Source organism: Stenotrophomonas sp. JAI102 (assembly GCF_013409105.1).
Taxonomy (GTDB): domain Bacteria; phylum Pseudomonadota; class Gammaproteobacteria; order Xanthomonadales; family Xanthomonadaceae; genus Stenotrophomonas; species Stenotrophomonas maltophilia_AA.
On sequence record NZ_JACCCI010000001.1, the window covers coordinates 610168 to 634557 of the forward strand.

Sequence of the window (24390 nt, forward strand, 5' to 3'; positions counted from 1 at the left end):
GCTGCAGGCGGCGTCGCGGCGTCGCGGCGTCAGCCCGCATCCGGCAGCGGACCGGCGCGGCAGGCACTGACCAGCTGCAGCACCGCGTCGGGATGCATCGGGCGGGCGAGGTGATAGCCCTGCGCTTCATCGCAGCCCCACAGACGCAGCAGGGACAGTTCGGCCTCGTTCTCCACGCCCTCGGCGACCGTGCGGTACCCCAGCTGCCGGGACAGCTTGATGATGGCTTCGACCTTCAGCCGCGCGGTACGCGAACGTGCCAGCCCGGTGACCAGTGTCTGGTCGATCTTGATATGGCTGATCGGCACCTCGCTGAGGTAACCGAAGTTGCTGTAGCCGCTGCCGAAATCATCGATGGCGATGCGCACGCCGGCGGCGGCCATTGCCCGCAGTTGTGGCAGCGCCGCAGGATGGTGGTTGAGCCACTGCCCCTCGGTGATTTCGATCTCGACCAGGCCGGGTGCCAGGGCATGCGCGTCCAAACGTTCGGACAGCACGCTCCATACCGGCTGATCATCGAAATCGCGCGGCGAGAGGTTGAGCGACAGGCTGAACCCCGGCACGCTCTGCTGCCAGTGCGCCGCCTGGGCTAGGGCGTGGTCGATGACCCAGCGGCTGATCGCGGGCATCAGCGCGGTGCGCTCCAGGACCGGAATGAATTCACCCGGGCTGACCGGACCGAGCAGCGGATGGGTCCAGCGCAGCAGGGCTTCGGCCGAGACCGGCAGCCCGTCGATGAGATTGAATCGGGGTTGGTAGACCAGGCTGAACTGGTGCTGGGCCAGGCCGCGTCCGGCGTCCGAGGCCAGCCGGTAGCGACGGCGCAGTGCATCGTCGCGTTCCTGCGAGTACCAGCACAGGCAGGCGTCGGTCTGCAGGGCGTGATGCATGGCGACCAGACACTTGCGGATCAAATCGGCCGCCTGTTCTGGAACGGCGCGGAAGTCGCAGACCCCGGCATGGAACTGTGGCGACATCGGAATGCTGCCAGCCATCAGCGGCCGACGCATCCGCACGCGCAGGCGATCGAGCAGGGCCTCGGTCTGTTCATGCGATTGCTCCGGCAGCAGGAACGCGAACCGGGTCACGCCCACGTGATACACCTGCGCGATATCGCGCAGCACATCCTGCACACGCAGCGCCGCCTGGCGGAGCAGGGTTTCCACCGGCTTCATGCCCAGCGCCTGGCCGGCATCGTTGGCGCTCTGCAGATCGAATACATCCAGCAGCACCGCCGTGAACGCGCGCGCCTCGCCGCCACGGGACAGGGCGTTGAGATCGGCCTGGAACTGCTGCCGGTTGGGCAGGCCGCTGACCTGCTCGCGGCGGCCCAGCGACATCTTCAGTTCCATCTGCGCGATCACCACACGTGACAGCGTCTGCAACTGCAGCTGCTCTTCCGCGGACAGCCGGCGCGGCTCGCGGCCCATGATGCACAGCGTGCCGAGCGCGATGCCGGCCTTGGTGATCAGTGGGGCGCCGGCGTAGAAACGCAGTTGCTCGGGGCCGGTCACCAGTGCGTTGTCGGCAACGCGCGGGTCCAGGCGCAGGTCTGCTACGTGGAGTACGTCGGTGGCACCCAACGCCAGCGCGCAGATCGAGGCATGCCGCTCGTTACGGGTCAGCGCGAGGCCGACGCGCGAGATGATGTGCTGGTGGTCGGCATCGAAGATGGACACCAGCGCGATCGGAACGCCGAAGGTAAAGGCCACCAGTTCGGTGATCGGGTCCAGCGCCGTCCCCAACGCAGGGTCCATCACGTTGAGCGCTTCGATCAACGCGATCCGATCCAGATCATCAGTTCTGTCCTGCATGTACCGCACCCTGTCCCGACTTCACCGTCACTATCCGGGGTGGAATGCAGCACCGATGTGAAGCAGGGGCGACGCGGATGAAGCGTTCACGCTGCCGGCGGTGTGCCGGCTCAGCAGGGGGCGACGGGCGACTGCAGCAACGTCACCAGCTGGCGCAGGCGATACGGCTTGGGCAGGAATTCGACATGCTCGGGCAGCGGCGGCAGCTGCGAGCGCGCATAGCCGGAGGCCAGGATGATCCGCGCATTGGGCAGCACGTCGGCCACATGCTCGCTCAGCTCCACGCCACTCATGCCGTTGGGCATGCTGATATCGCTGAACACTACATCGAACCCGCCCGGATCCTGCATCAGGCGCAGCGCGGCCGGGCCATCGTCGGCGGTGTGGATTTCGATGCCGAAGTCCTGCAGCGCCTGGCCGATCAGTTCACGCAGGTCCTGCTGGTCTTCGACCATCAATACGCGTAGGGGCTCAGACATGCTCGACTTCCTCAATGACAGGTAACAACAGGCGGACGGTGGTGCCCCGGCCGGGGGCGGTTTGTACGTCGACGAAGCCGTCGCACTGGGAAACGAAGCCGAAGACCTGGCTCAGGCCCAGCCCGCTGCCCTTGCCGATTTCCTTGGTGGTGAAGAACGGCTCGCTGGCGCGCGCGGCGATGTCCGGGGGCATGCCATCGCCCTGGTCGGTCACCGCGATGGCGACATAGTGGCGGCGCATGGGCTGGGACAGATCCGGTGCCAGTCGCTGTTCGACCTCGGCCGTGATCGTGACCGTGCCGCCCTGGGGCATCGCTTCGCCACTATTGAGCACCAGATTCAGCACGGCGCTGTGCAACTGTACGCCATCGGTGACGATCGGGGGCAGATCCGGGGTTATATCCAGCTGTACCTCGATGCCGGCTGGGCAGGCGCGGCGCAGCACGGGCAGGGCATCGCGCAGGAAATCCTGCACCACCACCGGCTCGCGCACCAGGGTCTGATCCGCGGAGAACGCGAGCAGCTGGCGGGTCAGCAGCGAGCCGCGGTCGGCAGCGGCCTGGGCGAGGTCCACCAGCTCCTGGGTGCGCCCGTCGGCGCCGGGGCGCAGGGCGATCAGGTCCAGCGCGTTGCCGATGGTGGTCAGCAGGTTGTTGAATTCATGGGCCAGGCCCCGGGTCAGCCGGCCGACATTGTCCAGCTGGCGCTGCTGCACGTGCGCGCGCTGCGCATCCTGCAGCAGGCGCTGGGCCTGGTAGCGCTCGGTGACATCCTGGGTGACCTTGACGAAGCCCAGCAGGCAGCCGTCCTCGCGGACCGGCTCGATCACTTCGCCGGCCCGGAACCGCTCGCCGTTGCGGCGCACGCGCCAGCCTTCGCCGACGAAGCGGCCATGGTCGCGGGCGTATTCCAGCGCCTGCTGGGGCACGCCCAGCTGCTGGTCTTCGGGGGTATAGAACAGGCCGACGTACTTGCCGATCACCGCTTCGGCGTCATAGCCCTTGACCCGTTCACAGCCGCGGTTCCAGCTGCAGATGCTGCCCTGCGTATCCAGCAGATAGATCGCGTGATCGCTCACGTTGTCGATCAACAGCTTCAGCTGCCGGCTTTCGTCGGCGAGCGGTGCAACGCTGGATACGGCCTGGACCACGACGGCTATCGACTCCCCCGATAAGGGACCGAACCGTAGGGGCCATGGTGTGAAGAAAGTGTCAAGAACGTGCGTCAAACGCGCTGACTTCTGGCGCTTAACACCCGTTTACCGCTCAGGTACCATCAGCCCCCTTTTTAGCTGAGCTGGAACACGGCATGAATTCTGCGCCTACCGCCCGTGACCGTTGGATCAGGCTTGCGTCGGCCGCCTTGATGGCGGCCACGCTGGGCACGGAGATGGTGGTGCCGCTGGGCTATGCGGTCTGGCTGACCTACTTCATGGCGGTCGGCATCACGCTGTTCCAGCGCCGCCTGGACGTGCCGTTGTTGGTGGCGATCGGGTCCTGCATCCTGTTGGCGGTCGGCTACAACGTCGCGCCGGACAGCAGCAATTCGGCGTTTTCCTTCGTCAACCGCAGCATCGGCGGCGTCGCCTTCCTGATGATGGCGCTGACCGTGATGAAGGCCATCGGCGCCCGCCGTGAAGCGGCCGACGCGCTGTGGCTGCAGGCCGGCGAGAACGTGGTCGGGACCAGCCTGCAAGGGGATCCCACCCCGCGTGAACTGGCCGAAGCAGCCATGCGCGCGCTGTGCGCGCAGCTCAATGCCGATGTCGGCGCGATGTACCGCCTGCAGGGCGAGCGGCTGGTGCTGGTCGGTGGCGCCGCGCTGCCGTCGCAGCTGCCGGAGACGCTGCCGGCGAATGCCGGGCAATGGGGCGAGATCATCCGTGAGGGCCGTGCCCGCCGGCTGGAGGACAGCGACAGCCCGCTGGATATCGACACCCCGCTGGGCCGCACCACCGTGCACCAGCGCCTGCTGGGACCGATCACCGCCGATGGCTTGGTGATCGGCGTCATCGAGCTGGGCCGTGCCGGCGTATCGCCCGCACGCAGCCTGGAGATGGCGTTGCTGCTGCAGTGCGCCGAGCCGATTGGCATCGCGCTGCGCGCGTCGCTGCTCAATGCCCAGCTGGTGGAACTGCTGGAGGAAACCCAGCGCCAGAGCGAAGAGCTGCAGACCCAGCAGGAAGAACTGCGCGTGGCCAACGAGGAACTGGAGGAGCAGAGCCGCAGCCTGCTGCATTCCCAGGCCAACCTGGAGCAGCAGCAGGCCGAGCTGGAGCAGACCAATGTGCAGCTTGAAGAGCGCACCCACGAGCTGGAGTCGCGCCAGCAGGCCCTGCTGCTGGCCCAGGCGCAGCTGGTGCAGAACAGCAATGAGCTGGAGGCCAGCTCGCGCTACAAGTCCGAGTTCCTGGCCAACATGTCCCACGAGCTGCGTACGCCGCTCAACAGCGCGCTGATCCTGGCCAAGCTGCTGGCCGACAACAAGGACGGCACGCTGACCGCCGAGCAGGTCAAGTACGCCCAGGCGATCCACTCCTCCAACAACGACCTGCTGGCGCTCATCAACGACATCCTGGACCTGTCGCGGATCGAAGCCGGCCACGTCGAGCTGGTAGAAGAGAACCTGGCCGTTTCCAGCGTGCTGCAGCGCTTGAAGGAAACCTTCGAGCCGATGGCGGTGCAGAAGGGCCTGAGCCTGGAGATCAGCGCCGCGCCGGATGCGCCGACCCAGCTGCTGGCCGACAGTCAGCGCCTGCAGCAGATCCTGAAGAACCTGCTGGCCAACGCGGTCAAGTTCACCGAGCACGGCAGCGTGTCGCTGAAGGTGCGCAGTGCCGGGGCAGGGCGGATCCAGTTCGCCGTGTCCGATACCGGCATCGGCATTCCCGACGAGCAGACCGCGGTGATCTTCGAAGCGTTCCGCCAGGCCGATGGCAGTACCCGCCGCCGTTATGGTGGCACCGGGCTGGGCCTGTCGATCTCGCGCGATCTGGCCGCCCGCATGGGCGGCAGCATCTCCGTTTCCAGCGAGCCGGGCCGCGGCAGCTGCTTCACCCTCGAACTGCCGCTGCTGGCTGACGGCAGCACCGGCAGTGCCCAGCACGTCGTGCACGACGTCCGTCCCGCCGCCGCGCCGCTCGGCCGTGCACATGCCGGGTCGACGTCGACGCCGGCGCCGGCGCCGGCGGCCAAGGTGATCGATGACCGCGGCCGTCGCAGCCGCGCGGGCCGGATGATCCTGGTGGTCGAAGACGATGCGACCTTTGCCAGCGCCCTGGTCTCGATGGCGCATGAACTGGACTTCGACTGCGTGGTTGCCGGCACCGCCGAGGAAGCGCTGGCCCTGGCGACCGAACTGCGGCCCAACGGCATCCTGCTCGATATCGGCCTGCCCGACGTCTCCGGGCTCAGCGTGCTGGAGCGCCTCAAGCGCGACCCGGCCACGCGCCACATCCCCGTGCACGTGGTGTCCGGGCTGGAGCGCTCGCAGGTAGCGATGGAGCTGGGCGCGATCGGCTATGTGATCAAGCCGGCCACGCGCGAGCGCCTGGTCGGGGCGATCCAGCAACTGGAGGCCACCAGCCAGCGCGACATGCGCCGCCTGCTGATCGTCGAGGACGACAGTGAGCTGCGCTCCAACCTGCAGTTGCTGCTCGGTCGCGACCAGTTGGAGATCACCGCGGTGGGCACCATCACCGAGGCGATGGCGGAGCTGGCCGGATCGACCTTCGACTGCATGGTCACCGACCTGGCGCTGCCCGACGGCACCGGCTACGACCTGCTCGAGCGCATGGCCGGCAACGAGGCCGTGGCGTTCCCGCCGGTGATCGTCTACACCGGCCGCGCGCTGACCCGCGATGAAGAGCAGCGCCTGCGCCGCTATTCCAAGAGCATCATCATCAAGGGCGCGCGCTCGCCCGAGCGCCTGCTCGATGAAGTGACCCTGTTCCTGCACAGTGTCGAGGCCTCGCTGCCGACCGACCAGCAGCGCCTGCTGCGCGAGGCGCGCCGCCGCGATGCGGTGCTCGATGGCCGCACCGTGCTGCTGGCCGAGGACGACGTGCGCAACATCTTCGCGCTGTCCAGCGTGCTCGAGCCGCTCGGTGTCACCCTGGACATCGCCCGCAACGGTCGCGAGGCGCTGGAGAAGCTGCGCCCGGAGATCGACCTGGTGCTGATGGACATCATGATGCCGGAGATGGACGGGCTGACCGCCATGCGCGAGATCCGCGCGGATAACCGTTGGCGCGACCTGCCGATCATCGCGCTCACCGCCAAGGCGATGCCCGACGACCGCGAGCATTGCCTGCAGGCCGGTGCCAACGACTACATCGCCAAGCCGATCGATGTGGACAAGCTGGTCTCGCTGTGCCGCGTGTGGTGCTCGCGCCGATGAATGAAACGGAGTTGTTCGACCTGGAACTGAAGGTGTTGCTGGAGGCGGTGTACCAGCGCTACCACTACGACTTCCGTGACTACGCGCTGGCGTCGCTGCGGCGGCGGATGCGCCACGCCATGGCGCGCTTCGACTGCCCGACCATGGGCGCGCTGCAGCACCGGCTGCTGCACGAGCCGGACACGTTCGCCCAGGCGATGCAGTACTTCACCGTGCAGGTCTCGGAGATGTTCCGCGACCCGCCGTATTTCCGGGTGCTGCGCGAGCATGCGGTACCGGTGCTGCGCACGTATCCGTCGATCAAGCTGTGGATCGCCGGCTGCAGTACCGGCGAAGAGGTCTGGTCGCTGGCGATTCTGCTGCATGAGGAAGGCCTGCTTGACCGCGCGATCATCTACGCCACCGACATCAATCCCGAAGCGCTGCAGGCGGCCGAGTCCGGCGCTTTCGCGCTGGATCGTCTTGCGCAGTTCAGCCGCAATTATCTGGCCGCCGGCGGCACCGGATCGCTCTCCGACTACTACAGCAGCGGCTACGGCAGCGTGGTGTTCGACCGTCGTCTGAAGCGCAACATCGTGTTCGCCGACCACAGCCTGGCGACCGATACCGTGTTCTCGGAAGTGCACCTGGTGTCCTGCCGCAACGTACTCATCTATTTCCAGCGGCCGTTGCAGGACCGTGCCATCGGCCTGTTCCATGAGGCGCTGGTGCACCGGGGCTTCCTCGGCCTGGGCAGCAAGGAGTCGCTGCAGTTCGGCGCGCACGCGGACCTGTTCGAAGCCTGTGCCCGCGAACAGCGCCTCTACCGGAAGCTGGCCTGATGAGCGCGGCATCGCAACGCAGCCGGTTCGACCTGGTGGTCGTCGGTGCGTCGGCCGGCGGCGTCAGTGCGCTGCAGGCCCTGCTGTCATCGCTGCCGTCGGCGCTGGCGCTGCCGGTGCTGGTAGTGCTGCATCTGCCGCGCGACCGCCCCAGCCGCATCGCCGACCTGCTCGACGCCGGCTGCCCGCTGCCGGTGCGCGAAGCCGAGGACAAACAACCTCTGCAGCCCGGCACGGTGACGTTCGCGCCGCCGGACTACCACCTGCTGGTCGAGGACCGCGCCACGCTGGCGCTGTCGGTGGATCCGCCGGTGCTATTCTCCCGCCCCGCGATCGATCCCCTGTTCGAAAGCGCTGCCGATGTGTTCGGTGATGGCGTGCTGGCGATCCTGCTCACCGGGGCCAGTACCGACGGCAGTGACGGCGTGGCTGCCGTGCGCCACGCAGGCGGCGAAGCCTGGATCCAATGCCCTGAGGAGGCGTATTCCTCGATGATGCCCGCCTCGGCCCTGGCGCACGCCGGTGCCGATGCGGTACTCCCGCTCACCTCCATCTGCACGCGTATGAAAGGTCTTACCCGATGAACCTGATCGAGCCCGCCGGGTCGACTGCCACCACCGATTGCGTGAAGCTGCTGATTGTCGATGACATTCCGCAGAACCTGGTCGCGATGGAAGCGCTGCTGCGTCGCCCGGGCCTGGAGATTCTGTGTGCGCCCTCCGGCGCCGAGGCGCTGGAACTGCTGCTCGAGCATGAGGTGGCGCTGGCGCTGTTGGACGTGCACATGCCGGAGATCGACGGCTTTTCGCTCGCCGAACTGATGCGCGGCTCGCAGCGCAGCCGCGATGTGCCGATCATCTTCCTGACGGCCTCGCCGAACGACCCCGTGCGCGCGTTCAAGGGCTACGAAACCGGGGCGGTCGATTTCCTGCACAAGCCGATCGAGCCGCAGGTGATCATGAGCAAGGTCAATGTGTTCATCGAGCTCTACCAGCAGAAGCAGCTGCTCAAGACGCGCAACGAGGCGCTGGAGCATGCGCTCACGCTCAACGAAACGATGATGGCGGTGCTCACGCACGACCTGCGCACGCCGCTGGCCTCGATCCTGCTGTGCGCCGACAAGCTGGCGCTCGACCTGCCCGACGACAGCCAGGTGCAGCGCACGCTCGGCCACCTGGACAACAGTGCCCAGCGCATGGCCCGGATGGTGGAGCAGTTGCTGGATTTCTCGAAGATCCGTACCGGCGGGTTGCGCCTGTACAGCACCGAGTGCGATCTGGCCGACGTGGCCGCAACGGTCGTGGCCGAGATCGGGCGTGCGCATCCGCAGGCGCGCATCGAGCTGCAGGTCCAGGGCGATGCCCACCTTCAGGGCGATCCGGATCGGCTGGCGCAGTTGTTGTCCAACCTGATCGGCAATGCGGTGCTGCATGGCGGCGATGCGCCCGTGCTGGTTCGCCTGGAGGGTGAGCGCAGCGCGCCGCTGCGCCTGCAGGTGCGCAATGCCGGGCAGATTCCCGAGGCATTGCTGCCGCGCCTGTTCGAGCCGTTCAAGGCCAGTTTCCACGACAGCCGCGGGCTGGGGCTGGGGTTGTTCATCGCCAGCGAGTTCGCGCGCGCGCATGGCGGCACGCTGGTGGCCATCAACGAGGACAGGACCGTGTTGTTCGAGACCGCGTTGCAGCGTCGGCCACGCTAGCGGCCACGCCCATCCCGGCGGTTGCCGGGATGGGCCATCGGGTCAGATCGGATCGCAGCACATGCGGAAGCCGTAGCCACCGTAGGTACAGCCGATATGGAAGTCACAGCCTGCCACCGGCACCGGCTGGCTGGAGGTAGCGAATGCCTGGCCGGATGCAAATGCCAGAGCGAAGGCAACGGCGATACCACCAAAAACCGAGACGAGCTTCTTCGACTTCATGGTGCTTCTCCTTGGGTTGGTGACGCGGGTACAACGGGCAAACAACACTCAGCCAGCGGGCGACGCGGCTGCCTTGCGGCCGGCGCGTACAACGAATGCACCGGTGATTGCGTTGACCGAACTGTCTTTGAGCTGCCCGACGTGGCGGTAGATGATCTTGCCGTCATCGATCACCACCACCATCGGCACAAGGGTAGCGCTGTAGCGCTGGGTGATGCGGGCATCCACATCGTTGATCACCGGGAAGGCAAAACCGTGCTGTGAGGCGTAGTCCGGCGCGGCGTCATGCGGGGGGAGACTGACGGCAACCATCTCGAAGGCGCGGTGTCCGTTGTTCCGACCGGCGGCATCCAGCGCCTGAATCTGCGGCACCGAAGCCAGGCAGAATTTGCATGACGGTGAAAAGAAGTAAAGCACCTGGCGCCCGCTTCGCGAGCCGGCAAGCGTCAGTGACTCACCATTGATGGCGGTGGCGGTAAGTGCCTCCGGCTCGGCGCCTTCAGGCAAGCCATGAACAGCCTTGGAAAGTTGCTCGACCTTCGTCACCAGTAGTGCTTGCTGCTGGCGGAGCTGGCGGTTCTGCACGGCCAGCGCGGTCATCAACGCGGCGAGGACGACGATCAGAGCGAGGGGGCCGTACTTCCGTAATGCGGATGCGTCCATGCTGCTCCTTGGCCTTCGGCCGGGTCCATGGCTGAGTAGGTGGGATATATATCCGGTAACAAAAATCATTTGTCAAACACAAGGTCCTGTGAATGAGACGTCGGTTTCATTCCATTTGCGGTGTACCAAGCAATCGGGGGCGTTCCGCACCCGCCGGACCGCCCCGGCCAGTCGCAAACCCCCGTGAGGTAAACTGTCCGGGCGCCGCAGCCCTTCGCCACCGGCCATTGCTGGAGCCACCATGCCGTCGTCGAGCCGTAAAGCCACCACGCCCCTGATCGATGCCCAGGTGCACGTCGAGGGCTTCGTGCAGGTGCGCGAGGCACGCCGGTCCGAGCTGGTCGAGGATTATGTGGAGCTGATCGCGGACCTGATCGCCGATGGCCGTGAGGCCCGCCAGGTGGACATCGCCAGCCGGCTCGGGGTGGCGCAGCCGACGGTCGCCAAGGCACTCAAGCGCCTGGTCAAGGAGGGCTGGGCGATCCAGCGACCGTACCGTGGCGTGTTCCTGACCCCGGCCGGCGAGCAGCTGGCGGTGGAAATGCGTGCCCGCCACCAGACCGTGGAGCAGTTCCTGCTGGCACTGGGCGTGGACGCCGACTCGGCGCGCCGCGACGCCGAAGGCATCGAGCACCACGTCAGCGAGGCCACCCTGGCCGCGTTCGAGGCGTTCGTGCGCAAGGCCAATGGCCATGGTTGAGCGTCTCGCGCCGCCGCCTCCGCTGGGCGTGCCGGTGCACGACCAGGACGAGCACTGGATGCGCCATGCACTGGGCCTGGCCGAGCGTGCCGAGCGTGAGTTCAACGAGATTCCGGTCGGCGCGGTGCTGGTCGGTGCCGATGGCACCGTGCTCGGTGAAGGCTGGAACCTCAACATTGCCGACCACGACCCCAGCGCGCATGCCGAGATCGTGGCGATGCGGCAGGCGGGCAGGGCGCTGGCCAACCACCGGCTGATCGGCAGCACGCTGTACGTCACCCTGGAGCCGTGTGCGATGTGCGCCATGGCGATCGTGCATGCACGCGTGGCGCGGCTGGTGTATGCGGCGACCGACCCCAAGACCGGTGCCTGCGGCAGCGTGTTCGACCTGATCGGCGACCCGCGGCACAACCACCGTGTCGAGCTCCACGGCGGCGTGCTGGCCAAGGACGCCAGCACCCGCTTGACCAACTACTTTCGCGCCAAGCGTGGCAAGCCGCCGCTGCTGCTGGAATAAGGGCGCCGCAGCGACAGGCTCGTGACGCGTTGGCGGTATCATGTGGGCCTTATCCATTCCCGGTCGCGGCGCAGGCGGCGACCCAGCACAAGGCGAACACATGGCGGACACCGGCGCGGAAGGCGAGCGACTGATCTGGATCGATCTGGAAATGACCGGTCTGGACACCGACAACGATGCCATCATCGAGATCGCCACGGTGGTGACCGATGCGCAGTTGAACGTGCTGGCCGAAGGTCCGGAGTTCGCGATCCATCATCCGGTCGAGCGGCTGGAGGCCATGGACGAATGGAACCGCAACCAGCATCGCCGTTCCGGCCTGTGGCAGCGCGTGGTCGACAGCAGCGTGACGCTGGGCCAGGCGGAGGCGCAGACCATCGCGTTCCTGCAGCAGTGGATCAAGGCGGGTGCCTCGCCGATGTGCGGCAATTCGATCTGCCAGGACCGTCGCTTCCTGCACCGTGAAATGCCGCGCCTGGAAAAGTACTTCCACTACCGGAACCTGGACGTCTCCACGATCAAGGAACTGGCCAAGCGCTGGGCCCCGGGCGTCGCCGCCGGCGTCGGCAAGACCGCCAGCCATACCGCGCTGAGCGACGTGCACGATTCCATCGCGGAGCTGCGCCACTACCGGCAGTTCATGGGCGCGCTGTCGGGCCTGCCGGCCTGAGCCCACCGGGGCATTCAGCCACCGGCAGGCGAGGCAACAAGCGCTAGACATCGGCGGCGCTATGATCGCGGCCATGAACGCCATCACCTCGCCGCAACCGCCGCCGCTGTCGTCCTCGATCCTGCCGACCTCGCAGGATTGGCGCGACCTGCAGCGTGCGGTGGACCTGCTTGAATCGCCCACGCTGACCGCCAAGATGGCGAACCTGATCGGCTCGCCGCTGGAGTTCGCGGTCAAGCGGCTGCCGGATTCGGTATCGCGCCGCATCCATGGCGCGGTCGAGGCGGCATTGTTCAAATCCGCCCAGGCCGCGTTGTGGACGATGGACAACACGCCCGGCAAGGCGGCGTCCACGCGCTGGCACAAACTGGCGGCGGCCACCTCCGGTGCGGTTGGCGGCGCGTTCGGGTTCACCACGCTGTTCATCGAACTGCCGGTGTCGACCACGATCATGATGCGCTCGGTGGCCGACGTCGCCCGCAGCGAGGGCTTCGACCTGCGTGACATGAGCACCCGGCACGCCTGCCTGGAAGTGTTCGCGCTGGGCGGTAATTCGGGCAAGGACGACGCCAGCGAGACCGGCTACTACATCACCCGTGGCTTCACCGCCGAGGTGATGCGCCACCTCTCCGCCGAGCTGGCCGGGCGCGCGGTCGGCGGCAGCCCCGTGATGATCGGGCTGACCCCGAAGGAGGCCGGCAAGTGGCTGGCCAAGCTCGTGGAGAAGGTCGCCGCGCGCTTCGGCGTGGTGGTCACCGAGAAGTTCGCCGCGCAGGCGGTGCCGATCGTGGGGGCGGTGGCCGGTGCAACGCTCAACACCATGTTCACCGACTACTACCAGGACGTGGCGCGCGGGCACTTCATCGTGCGCCGGCTGGAACGTACCTACGGCTACGAGACCGTCCGGGCGGCCTACGCGACGCTGGCGCCCGAGCGTACCTGATCGATCGTTGCACGGGCGGCACAACTGTTTTGCTGCCGGAGGGCTGTTGAGCGGGCGGTGCGGTCCCCATCCTTGTCGGCATCACCGCTTCGGCGGCGCCCCCCGATCAAGGATTCCCATGCTGTTCTCCCCCTACACCCGTGGCGCGTTGACGCTGCCCAACCGTATCGTGATGCCGCCGATGACCCGTTCGCGGGCCGGTGAGGGCAACGTTGCCACGCCGCTGATGGCCGAGTACTACGCCCAGCGCGCCTCGGCCGGCCTGATCGTCAGCGAAGGTACCCAGATCAGCCAGCAGGGCCAGGGCTATGCCTGGACCCCGGGCATCCATGACGAGGCCCAGATCGCCGGCTGGCGCGGCGTCACCGACGCGGTCCACGCGGCGGGTGGCCGGATCGTCGCCCAGCTCTGGCATGTCGGCCGCGTCTCGCATGTGGCCCTGCAGCCGGGCGGCGCCGCACCGGTGTCCTCCTCGGCGCTGCTGGCCGAGGGCGTCAAGGTGTTCGTCGATCCGGAAGGGCGCGGCCCGCAGAGCGGCGTCGGCGAGATGGTGCAGCACTCGATGCCGCGCGCATTGGCCATCAATGAGATCGCCGGGATCGTGCACGACTACGCGGCGGCCGCGCGCAATGCGATCGCGGCAGGCTTCGATGGCATCGAACTGCATGGCGCCAACGGCTACCTGATCAACCAGTTCATCGACTCCCAGGCCAACCAGCGCACGGATGCCTACGGTGGCGCGCTGCAGAACCGCCTGCGCTTCCTGCGCGAGGTGACCGAAGCGGTGGCTGCGGAGATCGGTGCCGAGCGCGTCGGCGTGCGTCTGGCGCCGCTGACCACGCTGCAGGGCGCGGTGGACGACACCCCGCAGGCGACCTACCTGGCCGCCGCGCACCTGCTGGACCAGATCGGCGTGGGCTACCTGCATATCGCCGAAGCCGACTGGGAGGACGCGCCGGTGATGCCGGTGGCCTTCAAGGAGGCGCTGCGCATGATCTACCGGGGTACGCTGATCTATGCCGGCAAGTACACGGTGGCGCGTGCGGAGGAAGCACTGGCCAGGGGCTGGGCCGACCTGATCGCGTTCGGCCGGCCGTTCATCGCCAACCCGGACCTGCCGGAGCGGCTGCGGCAGGGCCTGCCGTTGAACCCGTCGGACAAAGCGACGTTCTTCGGGGGGGGGGCGGAAGGGTTTACCGATTACCCGGCAGCCGAGGTGACGGAGCCCGCCGAAGCCTGACGGTAGTGCCACGCCATGCGTGGCAACGCGGACCTTCCGGGATCTGGATGCACAACGAATGGCAGCCCAACGAAGAGCAGCCACGCATGGCGTGGCTCTTATCTCTTGCCGATCTGGCACTTTAGGTGCCGAGAGCCCGGCGTGGGCGACCGTGTGGCTCTAGGTCTTGCGACCGCTGGGTAGCTTGGGTCCCCACGCCGGTTTCTCCCTGATCCGCCCGAACAGTTGATCGAGTTGGCGCTCGGACTGATAAGACTGGGCAAGCGGGGGGAGCTCTCGACCCTGTCAGCCTAGCGGAGTTCTGCCATGTATGGGATCGGGATCGATGTAAGTCAGGCCACGCTGGATGTGGCCGTCCATGAACAGGCGTTTGGCCAATTCAGCAACGACAAGCGTGGCTTTGTGCGGCTGATTCAATGGCTGAAACAATGGCCCATCACGCAGGTCGTTCTGGAAGCCAGCGGCGGGTACGAGCGTGCCGCACTGGAGGCTTTGCACGAGGCTGGGCTTCCGATGGTCCGCATCAATCCTGCTCGGGCCCGCCGCTTCGCCCAAGCCACGGGACGTGCTGCCAAAACCGATCGACTCGATGCAGCCGTGCTGGCGCAGATGGCCCACCTTTTGCCGCTCACTCGCTACGTGCCACCGGCGCCCTGGCAGCGGCGGTTGGCCGAATTTGCCCAGTGCCGCCGTCATCTGGTGCAGATGCGCGTCAGCGAGATGCAGCGCTTGCGGCAGCTGACCGATCCAGTCCTGATCACGATCAAGCAGCGCCATCTTGCCCAGCTGTCCGAAGACCTTAAACAGCTGGACAAGGCCATTGCCGAGCAGCTCGCCGCGCAGCCGTGCTGGAAGAACATCGGAACGCTCAAAGGCGCTGGGCCGATCCTGGTCAGCACCTTGGCCTGCGAACTGCCGGAGCTGGGAACACTGGGGAGCAAGGCCATTGCTTCGCTGGTCGGCCTGGCGCCCATGAACCGCGAGAGCGGTACCTGGCAGGGCAAGCGCAGTATCACCGGGGGCCGGGCCGTAGTGCGCGAAGCGCTCTACATGGCGGCGCTAACCGCCATCCGTTACGAGCCCAGGCTACGTGACTTTTACGCGACCTTGAAAGCCAAAGGCAAGGCGAGCAAGGTGGCGCTGGTAGCGGTCATGCGCAAGATGCTGGTCATCCTCAACGCCCGCAAGCGGGACGCCGAGGCCGCGTTGGTCTGCACCTGATAAGACAGTTGCTACCCCTGGGGGCGGATGCCGCGTCGCAAAAACAAAACCCCGCTTGCGCGGGGTTTTGTTCTTCATCTCATTGCCGAAGGGATCAACCCTTGGCTTTGAGCTTCGCCAGACGCAGCCAGGTATCCACCACGGTGTCCGGGTTCAGCGACACCGATTCGATGCCTTCCTGCATCAGCCATTCCGCCAGGTCCGGATGATCGGACGGGCCCTGGCCGCAGATGCCGACGTACTTGCCCTTGGCGCGCGCGGACTTGATCGCCATCGACAGCAGCTTCTTCACCGCCGGGTTCCGCTCGTCGAACAGGTGCGCGACGATCGAGGAATCGCGGTCCAAGCCCAGGGTCAGCTGGGTCAGGTCGTTGGAGCCGATGGAGAAGCCGTCGAAGATCTCCAGGAACTCATCGGCGAGCAGTGCGTTGGACGGCACTTCGCACATCATGATGATCTTCAGGCCGTTTTCGCCCTGCTTCAGGCCGTTCTGTTCCAGCACCTCGACGACCTTGCGGCCTTCTTCCAGGGTGCGCACGAACGGGATCATGACCCACAGGTTGTCCAGGCCCATCTCGTTGCGCACGCGCAGCACGGCCTGGCATTCCAGGGCGAAGGCGGCCGAGAAGCTCGGGTCGACGTAACGGCTGGCGCCGCGGAAGCCGATCATCGGGTTCTCTTCGTGCGGCTCGTAGTTGCTGCCACCGATCAGGTTGGCGTACTCGTTGGACTTGAAGTCCGACAGGCGCACGATCACCGGGTTCGGGGCGACCGACGCGGTCAGCGTGGCGATGCCTTCGGCCAGACGACCGACGTAGAAGCTGACCGGATCGGCGTAACCGGCGATCTTCTCGTCGATCTTCTTCTTGGTCGCCGCGTCCTGGCGGTCGTACTCCAGCAGCGCGTTCGGGTGGATGCCGATGTGGCTGGCGATGATCATTTCCAGGCGGGCCAGGCCGATGCCGGCGTTCGGCAGCTGGCCGAAGTCGAAGGCACGTTCCGGGTTGGCCACGTTCATCATGATCTTCAGCGGCGCGGGCGGCATGTTGCCCAGGTCCGTGGTGGTGCGCTCGAATTCGAGGATGCCGTCGTAGATGAAGCCGGTGTCACCCTCGGCGCAGCTGACGGTCACTTCCTGGCCATCCTGGATCAGCTGGGTCGCGTTGCCGGAGCCGACCACGGCCGGTACGCCCAGCTCACGCGCGATGATCGCCGCGTGGCAGGTACGTCCGCCGCGGTTGGTCACGATGGCCGAGGCGCGCTTCATCACCGGCTCCCAATCGGGATCGGTCATGTCGGCGATCAGCACGTCGCCGGGCTGCACGCGGGCCATGTCGTCCAGGGTGCGCACGACGCGGGCGGTACCGGCACCGATCTTGGCACCGACGGCGCGGCCTTCGGCCAGCACCTTGCCGTCCTTCTGGTTCAGTGCGAAACGTTCGATCTGGGTGGCATGGCCACGCGACTTCACCGTCTCCGGGCGCGCCTGCACGATGAACAGCTTGCCGCTGACGCCGTCCTTGGCCCACTCGATATCCATCGGGCGGCCGTAATGCTTTTCGATCACCAGCGCCTGCTTGGACAGTTCCTGCACGTCCTCATCGCTGATCGAGAAGGTGTTGCGCAGCTCGGCCGGGGTGTCTTCGATGCGCACGCGCTCACCGGGGACATCCGAATACACCATGCGGATCGCCTTGCTGCCGAGCGAGCGGCGCAGGATCGCCGGCTTGCCCGCGCTCAGGGTGGGCTTGTAGACGTAGAACTCGTCCGGGTTGACCGCACCCTGCACGACCATTTCGCCCAGGCCGAACGAGGAGGTGACGAACACCACGTCGCGGAAGCCGGACTCGGTGTCCAGGGTGAACAGCACGCCGGAGGCACCGACGCCCGAGCGCACCATCAGCTGCACGCCGGCGGACAGGAACACGTCCTCGTGCTTGAAGCCGTGGTGGACGCGGTAGGCGATCGCGCGGTCGTTGTAGAGCGAGGCGAACACTTCCTTGACCTTGAGCACGACATCGTCGGCGCCGGTCACGTTGAGGAAGGTTTCCTGCTGGCCGGCGAAGGACGCATCGGGCAGATCTTCGGCGGTGGCCGAGGAACGCACCGCGACCGCGACGTCGCCGCCGCCGTTTTCGCTGCACAGCTTGGCGTAGGCGGTGCGGATGTCCTGGTCCAGCGCCGGGTGGAGCGGGGCATCGATCACCCAGCCGCGGATCTCCTTGCCGGCGATCGTCAGGGCACCGACATCTTCCACGTCCAGCGTGGCCAGCTTGTCGAAGATGCGCTTGGACAGATCGTTATGGGCGATGAAGTCCTTGAAGGCTTCAGAGGTGGTTGCGTAACCGCCGGGGACAGACACCCCCAGACCGGCCAGATTGCCGATCATTTCGCCAAGCGACGAATTCTTGCCGCCTACGCGGGCCAGATCGGCCAGGCGCAGTTCGTGCAACCACAGGATGTTCTCGTTCAAGCGCGATGCTCCGTTTGGCCATCGCCCGAGGCGGGCTGGATGGCCACGTCCGTAGGAAGAAGCCGATATGATGCCGGGCAGACCGCTGTCGGCACAAGCTTGTATCGACAGCCTTTTTAAGCTTCGGAGGGGGTAAAAGCCGTATGTCGACGATCCGTCCGGTGTTCTACGTGTCCGATGGAACCGGTATCACCGCTGAAACCATTGGGCATAGCCTCCTGACCCAGTTCTCCGGGTTCAGCTTCATCACCGACCGAATGTCGTTCATCGATGATCCGGAAAAAGCGCGGGAAGCCTGTGAAAGGATCCGTGCAGCGGGGGAGCGGTACCAGGTTCGGCCCATCGTGGTCAGTTCCTGCGTGGACAGCGGGCTGAGCATCATCCTGGCCGAAAGCGGCGGGTTGATGCTGGACGTGTTCGCCCCCTTCATCGAGCCGCTGGAGCGCGAACTGGCGGTCAACCGGCATTCCCGGGTCGGCCAGGCGCACGGCATGGTCGACTTCGAGACCTACCACCGGCGGATCAACGCGATGAACTTCGCACTGACCCATGACGACGGCATCGCTATCAACTACGACGATGCCGACGTGATCCTGGTGGCCGTGTCGCGGGCCGGCAAGACTCCCACCTGCATCTACCTGGCCCTGCATTACGGGGTCCGCGCGGCCAACTACCCGCTGACCGACGAGGATCTGGAGCAGGACCGCCTGCCTCCCCGGCTGCGTCCTTACCGCAAGAAGCTGTTTGGCCTGACCATCGACCCGGACCGCCTGCAGCAGATCCGCCAGGAGCGCCGCCCCAATTCGCGCTACGCCAACCTGGAGACCTGCCGCCGCGAGGTCGCCGCGGCCGAGACCATGTTCCGGATGGAGCGGATCCCGACCCTGAGCACCACCCACACCTCGATCGAGGAAATCTCGAGCAAGGTGCTGGGCACGCTGGGGCTGCAGCGCGAGATGTACTGATTCGGCACGCCGAATCAGTCCGCGCATTGCACCTCTCCGGGGGAGCGGCCGGCACTACCCCGCGTCCGTGAACCGGTTGCGGGCCGCCCCTTTGGCCGGGCTGCCACCGCCCCCACGTTGGGAGATCAACGTGTAGGATCGACCCATGGCCCAGGCATCGCCCCGTATCGAACGCATTCCCCGGCTCAGCCGCCTGAGCTGGCTGATGGGCCTTTACGCCGAGAACTACCAGCACCTGGTGCGTCTGTTCGCGCCGTCCGAGCTGGTGCCCGGCAGTTACGTCTCCTCGATCGGCGATGGGCTGGATGTGCGGCTGGACGTGATCGAGTGCCACCGCTACACGGTCGAGCTGCGGCTGACCTACGACTTCGCCGACCCGGTCACCGGGCAGCCGGACCCGTCGGCCTACGTGCGCCTGTACCGTGACGCCCGCCAGGCCGAGACCACCCATTGCTATGTCGGACGCCGCTGGCAGGACGTGGTGGGCATGTACCCGCCGCCGGCCGAGCTGATCAGCCACCGCATGCGGATGAACACCTTCCTCGGCAAATGGCTGGAATACCTGGCCGAACGCGGCCACGGCGTGGCGACCCTGCGCCGCGATGGCGCGGTGGCGGCACCGGCGGATGCCCGTCGCACCACCCTGGTGCCCTGAGCCGCCCCCTGGCGGATCACGCATAATCGGGGGTCTGTGTACCCCCGAGCCTGTGCGAAATGCCCTATACCCCCATCGTGGCCACCCTGGGCTACGTGCTGTCCGCCGACGGCAAGCAAGTGCTGATGATCCACCGCAACGCCCGCCCCGGTGATCTGCACCTGGGCAAGTACAACGGGCTGGGCGGCAAGATGGAGCGCGATGAAGACGCCGCCGCCTGCATGCGGCGCGAGATCCGCGAAGAGGCCGGGATCGAGTGCGGGACCATGCGCCTGCGCGGCACGATCAGCTGGCCGGGCTTCGGCAAGAACGGCGAGGACTGGTTCGGTTTCGTGTTCGTCATCGATGACTTCACCGGCACGCCGCTGACCTCCAATCCGGAGGGCACCCTGGAATGGGTGGACGTGGACAGGATCGACAGCCTGCCGCTGTGGGAAGGCGATCGCAGCTTCCTGCCGCTGGTGTTCGACGACGAGCCCCGCGCCTTCCATGGCGTGATGCCGTACCGCGATGGCGCCATGGAATCCTGGAGCTACACCCGGCTGTAGTGCCGGCCGCTGGCCGGCGACCCATGAACGGTGGTGCATGCGCCAGTAATGCCCGCCAGTGGCCGTCACTACCTGCGGGCGAGCAGCAGGTGGAAATGCTTGCTGACCTCGCGCCCGTCGTTGCTGCGCCCGGTTTCGTGATGGGCGCGCCAGCCCTGTACGGTCAATCCGGCGCTGCGCAGGGCCTGCTCGACATCGGCCAGTTCGTGCAGGTGAAAGCCATGCGCGGTGAACGGCAGGGTGCGCATGAAGGCGGCATCGCCGAAGGCCAGGCAGAGCCGGCCACCCGGGCGCAGCACGCGGGCCAGTTCGGCGAACGGGAATTTCAGGTCGTCCCAGAAGTACAGGATGTTCACCGCCAGCGCCGCATCGATGCAGGCCGCGTCCAGGGGCAGGGCCTGGGCATCGCCGAGCCGGACCTCGGCGCGATCCTGCAGCCCGCGCGCGGCCAGCAGCGTGTTGCCCGCGTCGACCATCGCGGCCGAGACATCCAGCCCCAGGTAGAGGCTGCCCGAGGAACGCAGCAGATCGGGCGCGAAGGCCGCATTGCCCGGGCCGATCTCCAGCACCTGCTCGCCCGCAGTGACCGCCAGCAGGGCGATCGCAGCGCGGTTGAGGTCGCCGTTGCTGCGGTTCATCGATTCGGCCACGACGAGCGCGTGCTCACCGTGCGGGTGGCGCAACTGGGCGGCCAGATGGTCGGGGGAAAGCACGCGCAAGACTCCTGTCGGTGGGCGGCAGGACCTGGCGGCGGCGGAGTCCATCCACCAGCTTAGCCCACCGGCGGCACCGATGGGCGCCCCTGTGAAGATGGATCGGCCATCCACGATGAAGATCGGTGATCAGAAAATCACCAAGGTCGCGTCTATTGAGACTGAGTTGTCCACAGGGGGTGTGGATGACTCGTGGGCAAGTTTGTGGATAAGCGCCTCCGGCCCCCGCTGGCACTCGCTGTCAAGATGGGTGGCCAAAAATTCACCGCAGGTCGTCCCCGCGTGAACGGCCCGGCAAGGGCGGGCTACGGTGGCGTAGGGTGGGCTGTCCGGGCGCGGGCCGCTCGCGGTACTCTCTTGTGATTGCCGCCACCCGATCTTCCATGAAACGTCATTTCTCGATGTTGCGCGAGTTCCACCTGGCCGACTGGTTCACCCTGGCCAACGCGTTCTGCGGCACCGGCGCGGTCTTCGCCGCCATGCGCTACCTGCAGGACGGCGAGCGCAGCTACGTGCTGTTCGGCATGGCGCTGATCCCGCTGGCTTTCATCTTCGACGCACTGGACGGGCGCATCGCCCGCTGGCGCAAGTCCAGCTCCACGCTGGGCCGCGAGCTGGATTCGCTGTCGGACATCATTTCCTTCGGCGTGGCCCCGGCGGCGCTGGCCTACGCCTGCGGCATGCAGGGCGGCTGGGACTGGCTGGTGCTGAGCTATTTCGTCTGCTGCGGCGTCAGCCGCCTGGCCCGCTACAACGTGACCGCCGAGGCGCTGGCCGGTGAAGGCGACAAGGTGCCGTACTTCGAGGGCACCCCGATTCCGACCAGCCTGGCGCTGGTGGTGGTGCTGGCCGTGGCGGCCAGCGTCGGCGCGACCGGCGCGGACCTGTGGCTGGGCCAGTGGCAGCTCGGCCCGTGGCAGCTGCACCCGCTGGTGCTGCTGTTCGCGCTGTCCGGCTCGCTGATGATCAGCAAGACCCTGCGCATCCCCAAGCCGTGAGGCAGCGCGGCGAGCCATTGCTATCATCGTTTCCCGAGACGGGAGCACGGTCATGACCACGGCGGGCAGCGGCAGCGGCGCAGGCGATGTAGAGGCCTTGGCGCGGCAGTATTTCAGTGCCTGGGGCGATGCCCTGCGGCACGCTGCGGCAGCGCCGGGCCATGCGGGTGGCCCCGACGGTCAGGGCAACTGGCAGCAGGCGATCGACGGATGGGCGCAGATGATGCCCAACGCCGCCAGCGGCCCGGCCGACGAGGCCGTGCACCGCTTCCGTGAGCAGGCCGGCGGCTGGTACGGGACCATGCAGCAGGTGGCCGCGCAGTTCGCCGGCCGCGACACCACCAGTGCCGACGTCGCGCAGGCCTGGCGGAAAGCCGTGCTGGGTCAGGGCGACGGATTGCTGCAGTGGATGCTCCAGGGCGCACGCGGACACACGCATGCCGAGGGTCCGGATCTTCTTCAGTTGCTGGAGACCTTGCAGCGCCAGCTTGGCCCGTGGCTGCAGAGCCCGGCGTTCGGTCCCGGTCGCGAGCATCAGGCCCGCTGGCAGGCGCTGCTGCGTGCGCAGCAGGAGTATCAGGCGCACTCGCGCGATTACGTGGAGCAGATCAAGCAGGCGCTGGACGATGCGTTCACCCTGTTCGAGCAGCGCCTGGCCGAGCACGAACAGCCGGGCAACCAGCTGACCAGTGCGCGGGCGATGTTCGATCTGTGGATCGACGCGGCCGAAGAGGCGTATGCCAAGGTCGCGCTGTCCGAGCCGTTCCAGACGGTCTATGCCTCGCTGGGCAACGCCCAGATGCGGCTGCGCGCGGCCACTCAGCAGGAAATCGAACGGCTGACCGAGAGCTTCGGGCTGCCGACGCGCACCGAGATGGATGCGGCGCATCGCCGGATCGCCGAGCTGGAGCGGCTGGTGCGACGCATGGCCAGCGGTGCGGGTGCGGCGGGCCGCAACAAGGCAACATCCGGCAAGGCAGCACCGAAGCAGGGCAAGGCACCTGCGGCAGCGCGTGCGGCTGCGGCACCTGCCAGTAAGGCCAAGGCGAGCAGGCCCGCGGTAAAGCCAGCCGCCGCGAGCAAACCCGCAGGCAACGTTTCCACGCCGGCCAAGGCCACCAAGCCCACCACCAAGCTCACCTCCAAGCCCACCTCCAAGCCCCGGAAGCGCAGCGCATGAAAGGCCCCCTGGGCTTCAACGCCGAAGACCTGCTGCAGGAAACCCTGGCCATGCAGCGCAAGCTGATGGATGGCCTGAAGCTGCTGCCGTCGGTGGACGATGTCGATTACGGCGTGACCACGCGCGAAGAGATCTGGCGCGACGGCAAGGTCACGCTGTACCGCTTCGTCGGTACCGAAGCGCCGGTGCACCGCACGCCGCTGCTGATCGTCTATGCGCTGGTCAACCGGCCGTACATGGTCGACCTGCAGACCGACCGCTCGCTGGTGCAGAAACTGCTGGCGCTCGGCCATGATGTCTATGTGCTGGACTGGGGCTACCCGGACCGCTCCGAGCGCTACCAGACGCTGGAGGATTACCTGCTGCGCTTCGTGGATGGCGCGGTGGATCACCTGCAGGCGCGCAACGGTGGCGAGCCGATCAACATGCTGGGCATCTGCCAGGGCGGCGTGTTCGCGCTGTGCTATGCCGCGCTGCGCCAGGCCAAGCTGGCGAACCTGATCACCATGGTCACCCCCGTCGATTTCCACACCCCGGACAACATGCTCTCGCACTGGGCGCGGCAGGTGGATGTGGACCTGCTGGTGGACACGCTGGGCAACATCCCGGCTGACCTGATGAATGCCAGTTACCTGATGCTCAAGCCGTTCCGCCTCAACGTCCAGAAGTACGTGGGCCTGCTCGACATCCTCGACGACAAGGACGCGCTGGAAGATTTCCTGCGCATGGAGAAGTGGATTTTCGACTCGCCCGATCTCGCCGGCGAGGCGTTCCGTGACTTCATCAAGCAGTTCTACCAGGGCAATGGCCTGATGCACGACGGCGTGCGCATCGGCGAAGAAACGGTCGACCTCCAGCAGGTCACGTTGCCGGTACTGAACATCTATGCCGAGCAGGACCATCTGGTCCCGCCGGATGCATCGCGCGCGCTGCGCGGCCGGATCGGCAGCACGGACTACACCGAGAGCAGTTTCCGCGGTGGCCATATCGGCATCTACGTTTCCGGGCGCGCGCAGCGCGAGGTTCCGGCGACCATCACCGGTTGGTTGAACGAGCGCGCACAATGAACATGCGTCCCCTTCTCTGGCTGGCCGTGAGTCTGTCGGGCATCGCTACCGCGCAGGCCGCCCCCAGCGAGGCCGCCCGCCGCGAGATCGCCGGCCTGATCGGTGCGCTGGATGGCTCCAGCTGCCGCTTCCAACGCAACGGCAGCTGGCACGATGCGCCCGAGGCGCGCGCCCACCTGCAGCGCAAGTACGACTACCTGCTCAAGAAGGACAAGGTGGACACCGCCGAGCAGTTCATCGAGCGGGCCGCCAGCCAGAGCAGCATGAGCGGCAAGCCGTACCGGATCGCGTGCCCGGGCCAGCCGGAGCAGACCGCCGCGGTCTGGTTCGGGGCGCGACTCAAGGCCCTGCGCCAACGCACCCCGTAGACACGGTTCGCGCTAGAGTCGGCACCTACCGGCTCG

At 66.8% G+C, this 24390-nt stretch carries 24 protein-coding genes; 17 read left to right on the forward strand and 7 right to left on the reverse strand.

Annotated features, from left to right (window positions below):
* Nucleotides 1-29: 29 nt before the first annotated feature.
* From HDC96_RS02845 to HDC96_RS02855, 3 genes are all read right to left on the reverse strand, one after another.
* Nucleotides 30-1814, reverse strand: a complete 1785-nt coding sequence (locus HDC96_RS02845) for an EAL domain-containing protein (protein WP_257018567.1) — start codon at nt 1812-1814, stop codon at nt 30-32.
* Nucleotides 1815-1924: 110 nt separating this feature from the next.
* Nucleotides 1925-2293 carry a response regulator gene (locus HDC96_RS02850; RefSeq protein ID WP_121037386.1) on the reverse strand — a complete coding sequence of 123 codons (369 nt, stop codon included), beginning with the start codon at nt 2291-2293 and terminating at the stop codon, nt 1925-1927.
* A complete protein-coding gene (locus HDC96_RS02855) occupies nt 2286-3443 on the reverse strand; it encodes an ATP-binding protein (protein WP_179458653.1) in 1158 nt (385 codons plus the stop codon). Before HDC96_RS02855 ends, HDC96_RS02850 begins: the two co-directional genes overlap by 8 nt.
* A 158-nt stretch (nt 3444-3601) precedes the next feature.
* On the opposite strand from HDC96_RS02855, the gene HDC96_RS02860 reads away from it, so the two are divergent.
* From HDC96_RS02860 to HDC96_RS02875, 4 genes are read left to right on the forward strand one after another with little or no spacing between them, the layout of a single operon-like run.
* A complete protein-coding gene (locus HDC96_RS02860; protein WP_179458654.1) occupies nt 3602-6691 on the forward strand; it encodes a response regulator in 3090 nt (1029 codons plus the stop codon).
* Nucleotides 6664-7512, forward strand: a complete 849-nt coding sequence (locus HDC96_RS02865; RefSeq protein WP_179458655.1) for a CheR family methyltransferase — start codon at nt 6664-6666, stop codon at nt 7510-7512. Before HDC96_RS02860 ends, HDC96_RS02865 begins: the two co-directional genes overlap by 28 nt.
* Nucleotides 7512-8096, forward strand: coding sequence for a chemotaxis protein CheB (locus HDC96_RS02870; RefSeq protein ID WP_179458656.1), 585 nt, complete (start codon nt 7512-7514; stop codon nt 8094-8096). The genes HDC96_RS02865 and HDC96_RS02870 overlap by 1 nt, the downstream gene beginning before the upstream one ends.
* The gene (locus HDC96_RS02875) at nt 8093-9211 is read left to right on the forward strand and encodes a hybrid sensor histidine kinase/response regulator (protein WP_179458657.1); all 1119 of its coding nucleotides are present in this window, start codon (nt 8093-8095) and stop codon (nt 9209-9211) included. Before HDC96_RS02870 ends, HDC96_RS02875 begins: the two co-directional genes overlap by 4 nt.
* A gap of 42 nt (nt 9212-9253) precedes the next feature.
* Here HDC96_RS02875 and HDC96_RS02880 read toward each other — a convergent pair whose 3' ends face one another.
* Together HDC96_RS02880 and HDC96_RS02885 are read right to left on the reverse strand one after the other, a co-directional pair.
* Nucleotides 9254-9433: a hypothetical protein gene (locus HDC96_RS02880; protein ID WP_179458658.1), complete on the reverse strand. Its 180-nt coding sequence runs from the start codon at nt 9431-9433 to the stop codon at nt 9254-9256.
* Nucleotides 9434-9481: 48 nt separating this feature from the next.
* Complete coding sequence (locus tag HDC96_RS02885) at nt 9482-10096, reverse strand: TlpA disulfide reductase family protein (RefSeq protein ID WP_179458659.1); 615 nt, start codon at nt 10094-10096, stop codon at nt 9482-9484.
* A gap of 241 nt (nt 10097-10337) precedes the next feature.
* Here HDC96_RS02885 and mntR point away from each other — a divergent pair, with 241 nt between their 5' ends.
* The 6 genes from mntR to HDC96_RS02915 all read left to right on the forward strand — a co-directional run bounded on the left by mntR (nt 10338) and on the right by HDC96_RS02915 (nt 15387).
* Entirely contained in the window at nt 10338-10796 is a 459-nt protein-coding gene (gene mntR / locus HDC96_RS02890; RefSeq protein WP_176988641.1) for a manganese-binding transcriptional regulator MntR, read from the forward strand.
* On the forward strand, nt 10789-11313 hold the full coding sequence (tadA, locus tag HDC96_RS02895; RefSeq protein ID WP_179458660.1) for a tRNA adenosine(34) deaminase TadA: 525 nt from the start codon (nt 10789-10791) through the stop codon (nt 11311-11313). The genes mntR and tadA overlap by 8 nt, the downstream gene beginning before the upstream one ends.
* A 100-nt stretch (nt 11314-11413) precedes the next feature.
* Entirely contained in the window at nt 11414-11983 is a 570-nt protein-coding gene (gene orn / locus HDC96_RS02900; RefSeq protein ID WP_179458661.1) for an oligoribonuclease, read from the forward strand.
* A 73-nt stretch (nt 11984-12056) separates the two neighbouring features.
* A complete protein-coding gene (locus HDC96_RS02905; RefSeq protein ID WP_179458662.1) occupies nt 12057-12926 on the forward strand; it encodes an EcsC family protein in 870 nt (289 codons plus the stop codon).
* A 118-nt stretch (nt 12927-13044) separates the two neighbouring features.
* On the forward strand, nt 13045-14166 hold the full coding sequence (locus tag HDC96_RS02910) for an alkene reductase (protein ID WP_179458663.1): 1122 nt from the start codon (nt 13045-13047) through the stop codon (nt 14164-14166).
* Nucleotides 14167-14472: 306 nt separating this feature from the next.
* Nucleotides 14473-15387, forward strand: coding sequence for an IS110 family transposase (locus HDC96_RS02915; protein WP_179458664.1), 915 nt, complete (start codon nt 14473-14475; stop codon nt 15385-15387).
* Between the two features lie 94 nt (nt 15388-15481).
* Here the strand turns inward: HDC96_RS02915 and ppsA are convergent, their stop codons facing one another.
* Nucleotides 15482-17860, reverse strand: coding sequence for a phosphoenolpyruvate synthase (gene ppsA, locus HDC96_RS02920; protein ID WP_179458665.1), 2379 nt, complete (start codon nt 17858-17860; stop codon nt 15482-15484).
* Nucleotides 17861-18003: 143 nt separating this feature from the next.
* On the opposite strand from ppsA, the gene HDC96_RS02925 reads away from it, so the two are divergent.
* The 3 genes from HDC96_RS02925 to HDC96_RS02935 all read left to right on the forward strand — a co-directional run bounded on the left by HDC96_RS02925 (nt 18004) and on the right by HDC96_RS02935 (nt 20028).
* Nucleotides 18004-18825 (forward strand): pyruvate, water dikinase regulatory protein, encoded by an 822-nt coding sequence (locus HDC96_RS02925; RefSeq protein ID WP_019184148.1) that lies wholly within the window; start codon nt 18004-18006, stop codon nt 18823-18825.
* Nucleotides 18826-18970: 145 nt separating this feature from the next.
* A complete protein-coding gene (locus HDC96_RS02930; protein ID WP_179458666.1) occupies nt 18971-19480 on the forward strand; it encodes a DUF1249 domain-containing protein in 510 nt (169 codons plus the stop codon).
* A gap of 59 nt (nt 19481-19539) precedes the next feature.
* A complete protein-coding gene (locus HDC96_RS02935; RefSeq protein WP_179458667.1) occupies nt 19540-20028 on the forward strand; it encodes an 8-oxo-dGTP diphosphatase in 489 nt (162 codons plus the stop codon).
* Between the two features lie 68 nt (nt 20029-20096).
* Here HDC96_RS02935 and HDC96_RS02940 read toward each other — a convergent pair whose 3' ends face one another.
* Nucleotides 20097-20747, reverse strand: coding sequence for a methyltransferase domain-containing protein (locus HDC96_RS02940; protein ID WP_257018568.1), 651 nt, complete (start codon nt 20745-20747; stop codon nt 20097-20099).
* 377 nt (nt 20748-21124) lie between these two features.
* Here HDC96_RS02940 and HDC96_RS02945 point away from each other — a divergent pair, with 377 nt between their 5' ends.
* Genes HDC96_RS02945 through HDC96_RS02960 form a run of 4 tightly spaced genes read left to right on the forward strand, consistent with a single transcriptional unit; the run spans nt 21125 to nt 24354 of the window.
* The gene (locus tag HDC96_RS02945; RefSeq protein ID WP_179458669.1) at nt 21125-21739 is read left to right on the forward strand and encodes a CDP-alcohol phosphatidyltransferase family protein; all 615 of its coding nucleotides are present in this window, start codon (nt 21125-21127) and stop codon (nt 21737-21739) included.
* A gap of 52 nt (nt 21740-21791) precedes the next feature.
* Nucleotides 21792-22919, forward strand: coding sequence for a class III poly(R)-hydroxyalkanoic acid synthase subunit PhaE (gene phaE / locus HDC96_RS02950; protein WP_257018569.1), 1128 nt, complete (start codon nt 21792-21794; stop codon nt 22917-22919).
* Nucleotides 22916-23986 carry a class III poly(R)-hydroxyalkanoic acid synthase subunit PhaC gene (locus HDC96_RS02955; RefSeq protein WP_179458670.1) on the forward strand — a complete coding sequence of 357 codons (1071 nt, stop codon included), beginning with the start codon at nt 22916-22918 and terminating at the stop codon, nt 23984-23986. The genes phaE and HDC96_RS02955 overlap by 4 nt, the downstream gene beginning before the upstream one ends.
* Nucleotides 23983-24354 (forward strand): YfeK family protein, encoded by a 372-nt coding sequence (locus HDC96_RS02960; protein ID WP_179458671.1) that lies wholly within the window; start codon nt 23983-23985, stop codon nt 24352-24354. Before HDC96_RS02955 ends, HDC96_RS02960 begins: the two co-directional genes overlap by 4 nt.
* Nucleotides 24355-24390 lie beyond the last annotated feature (36 nt).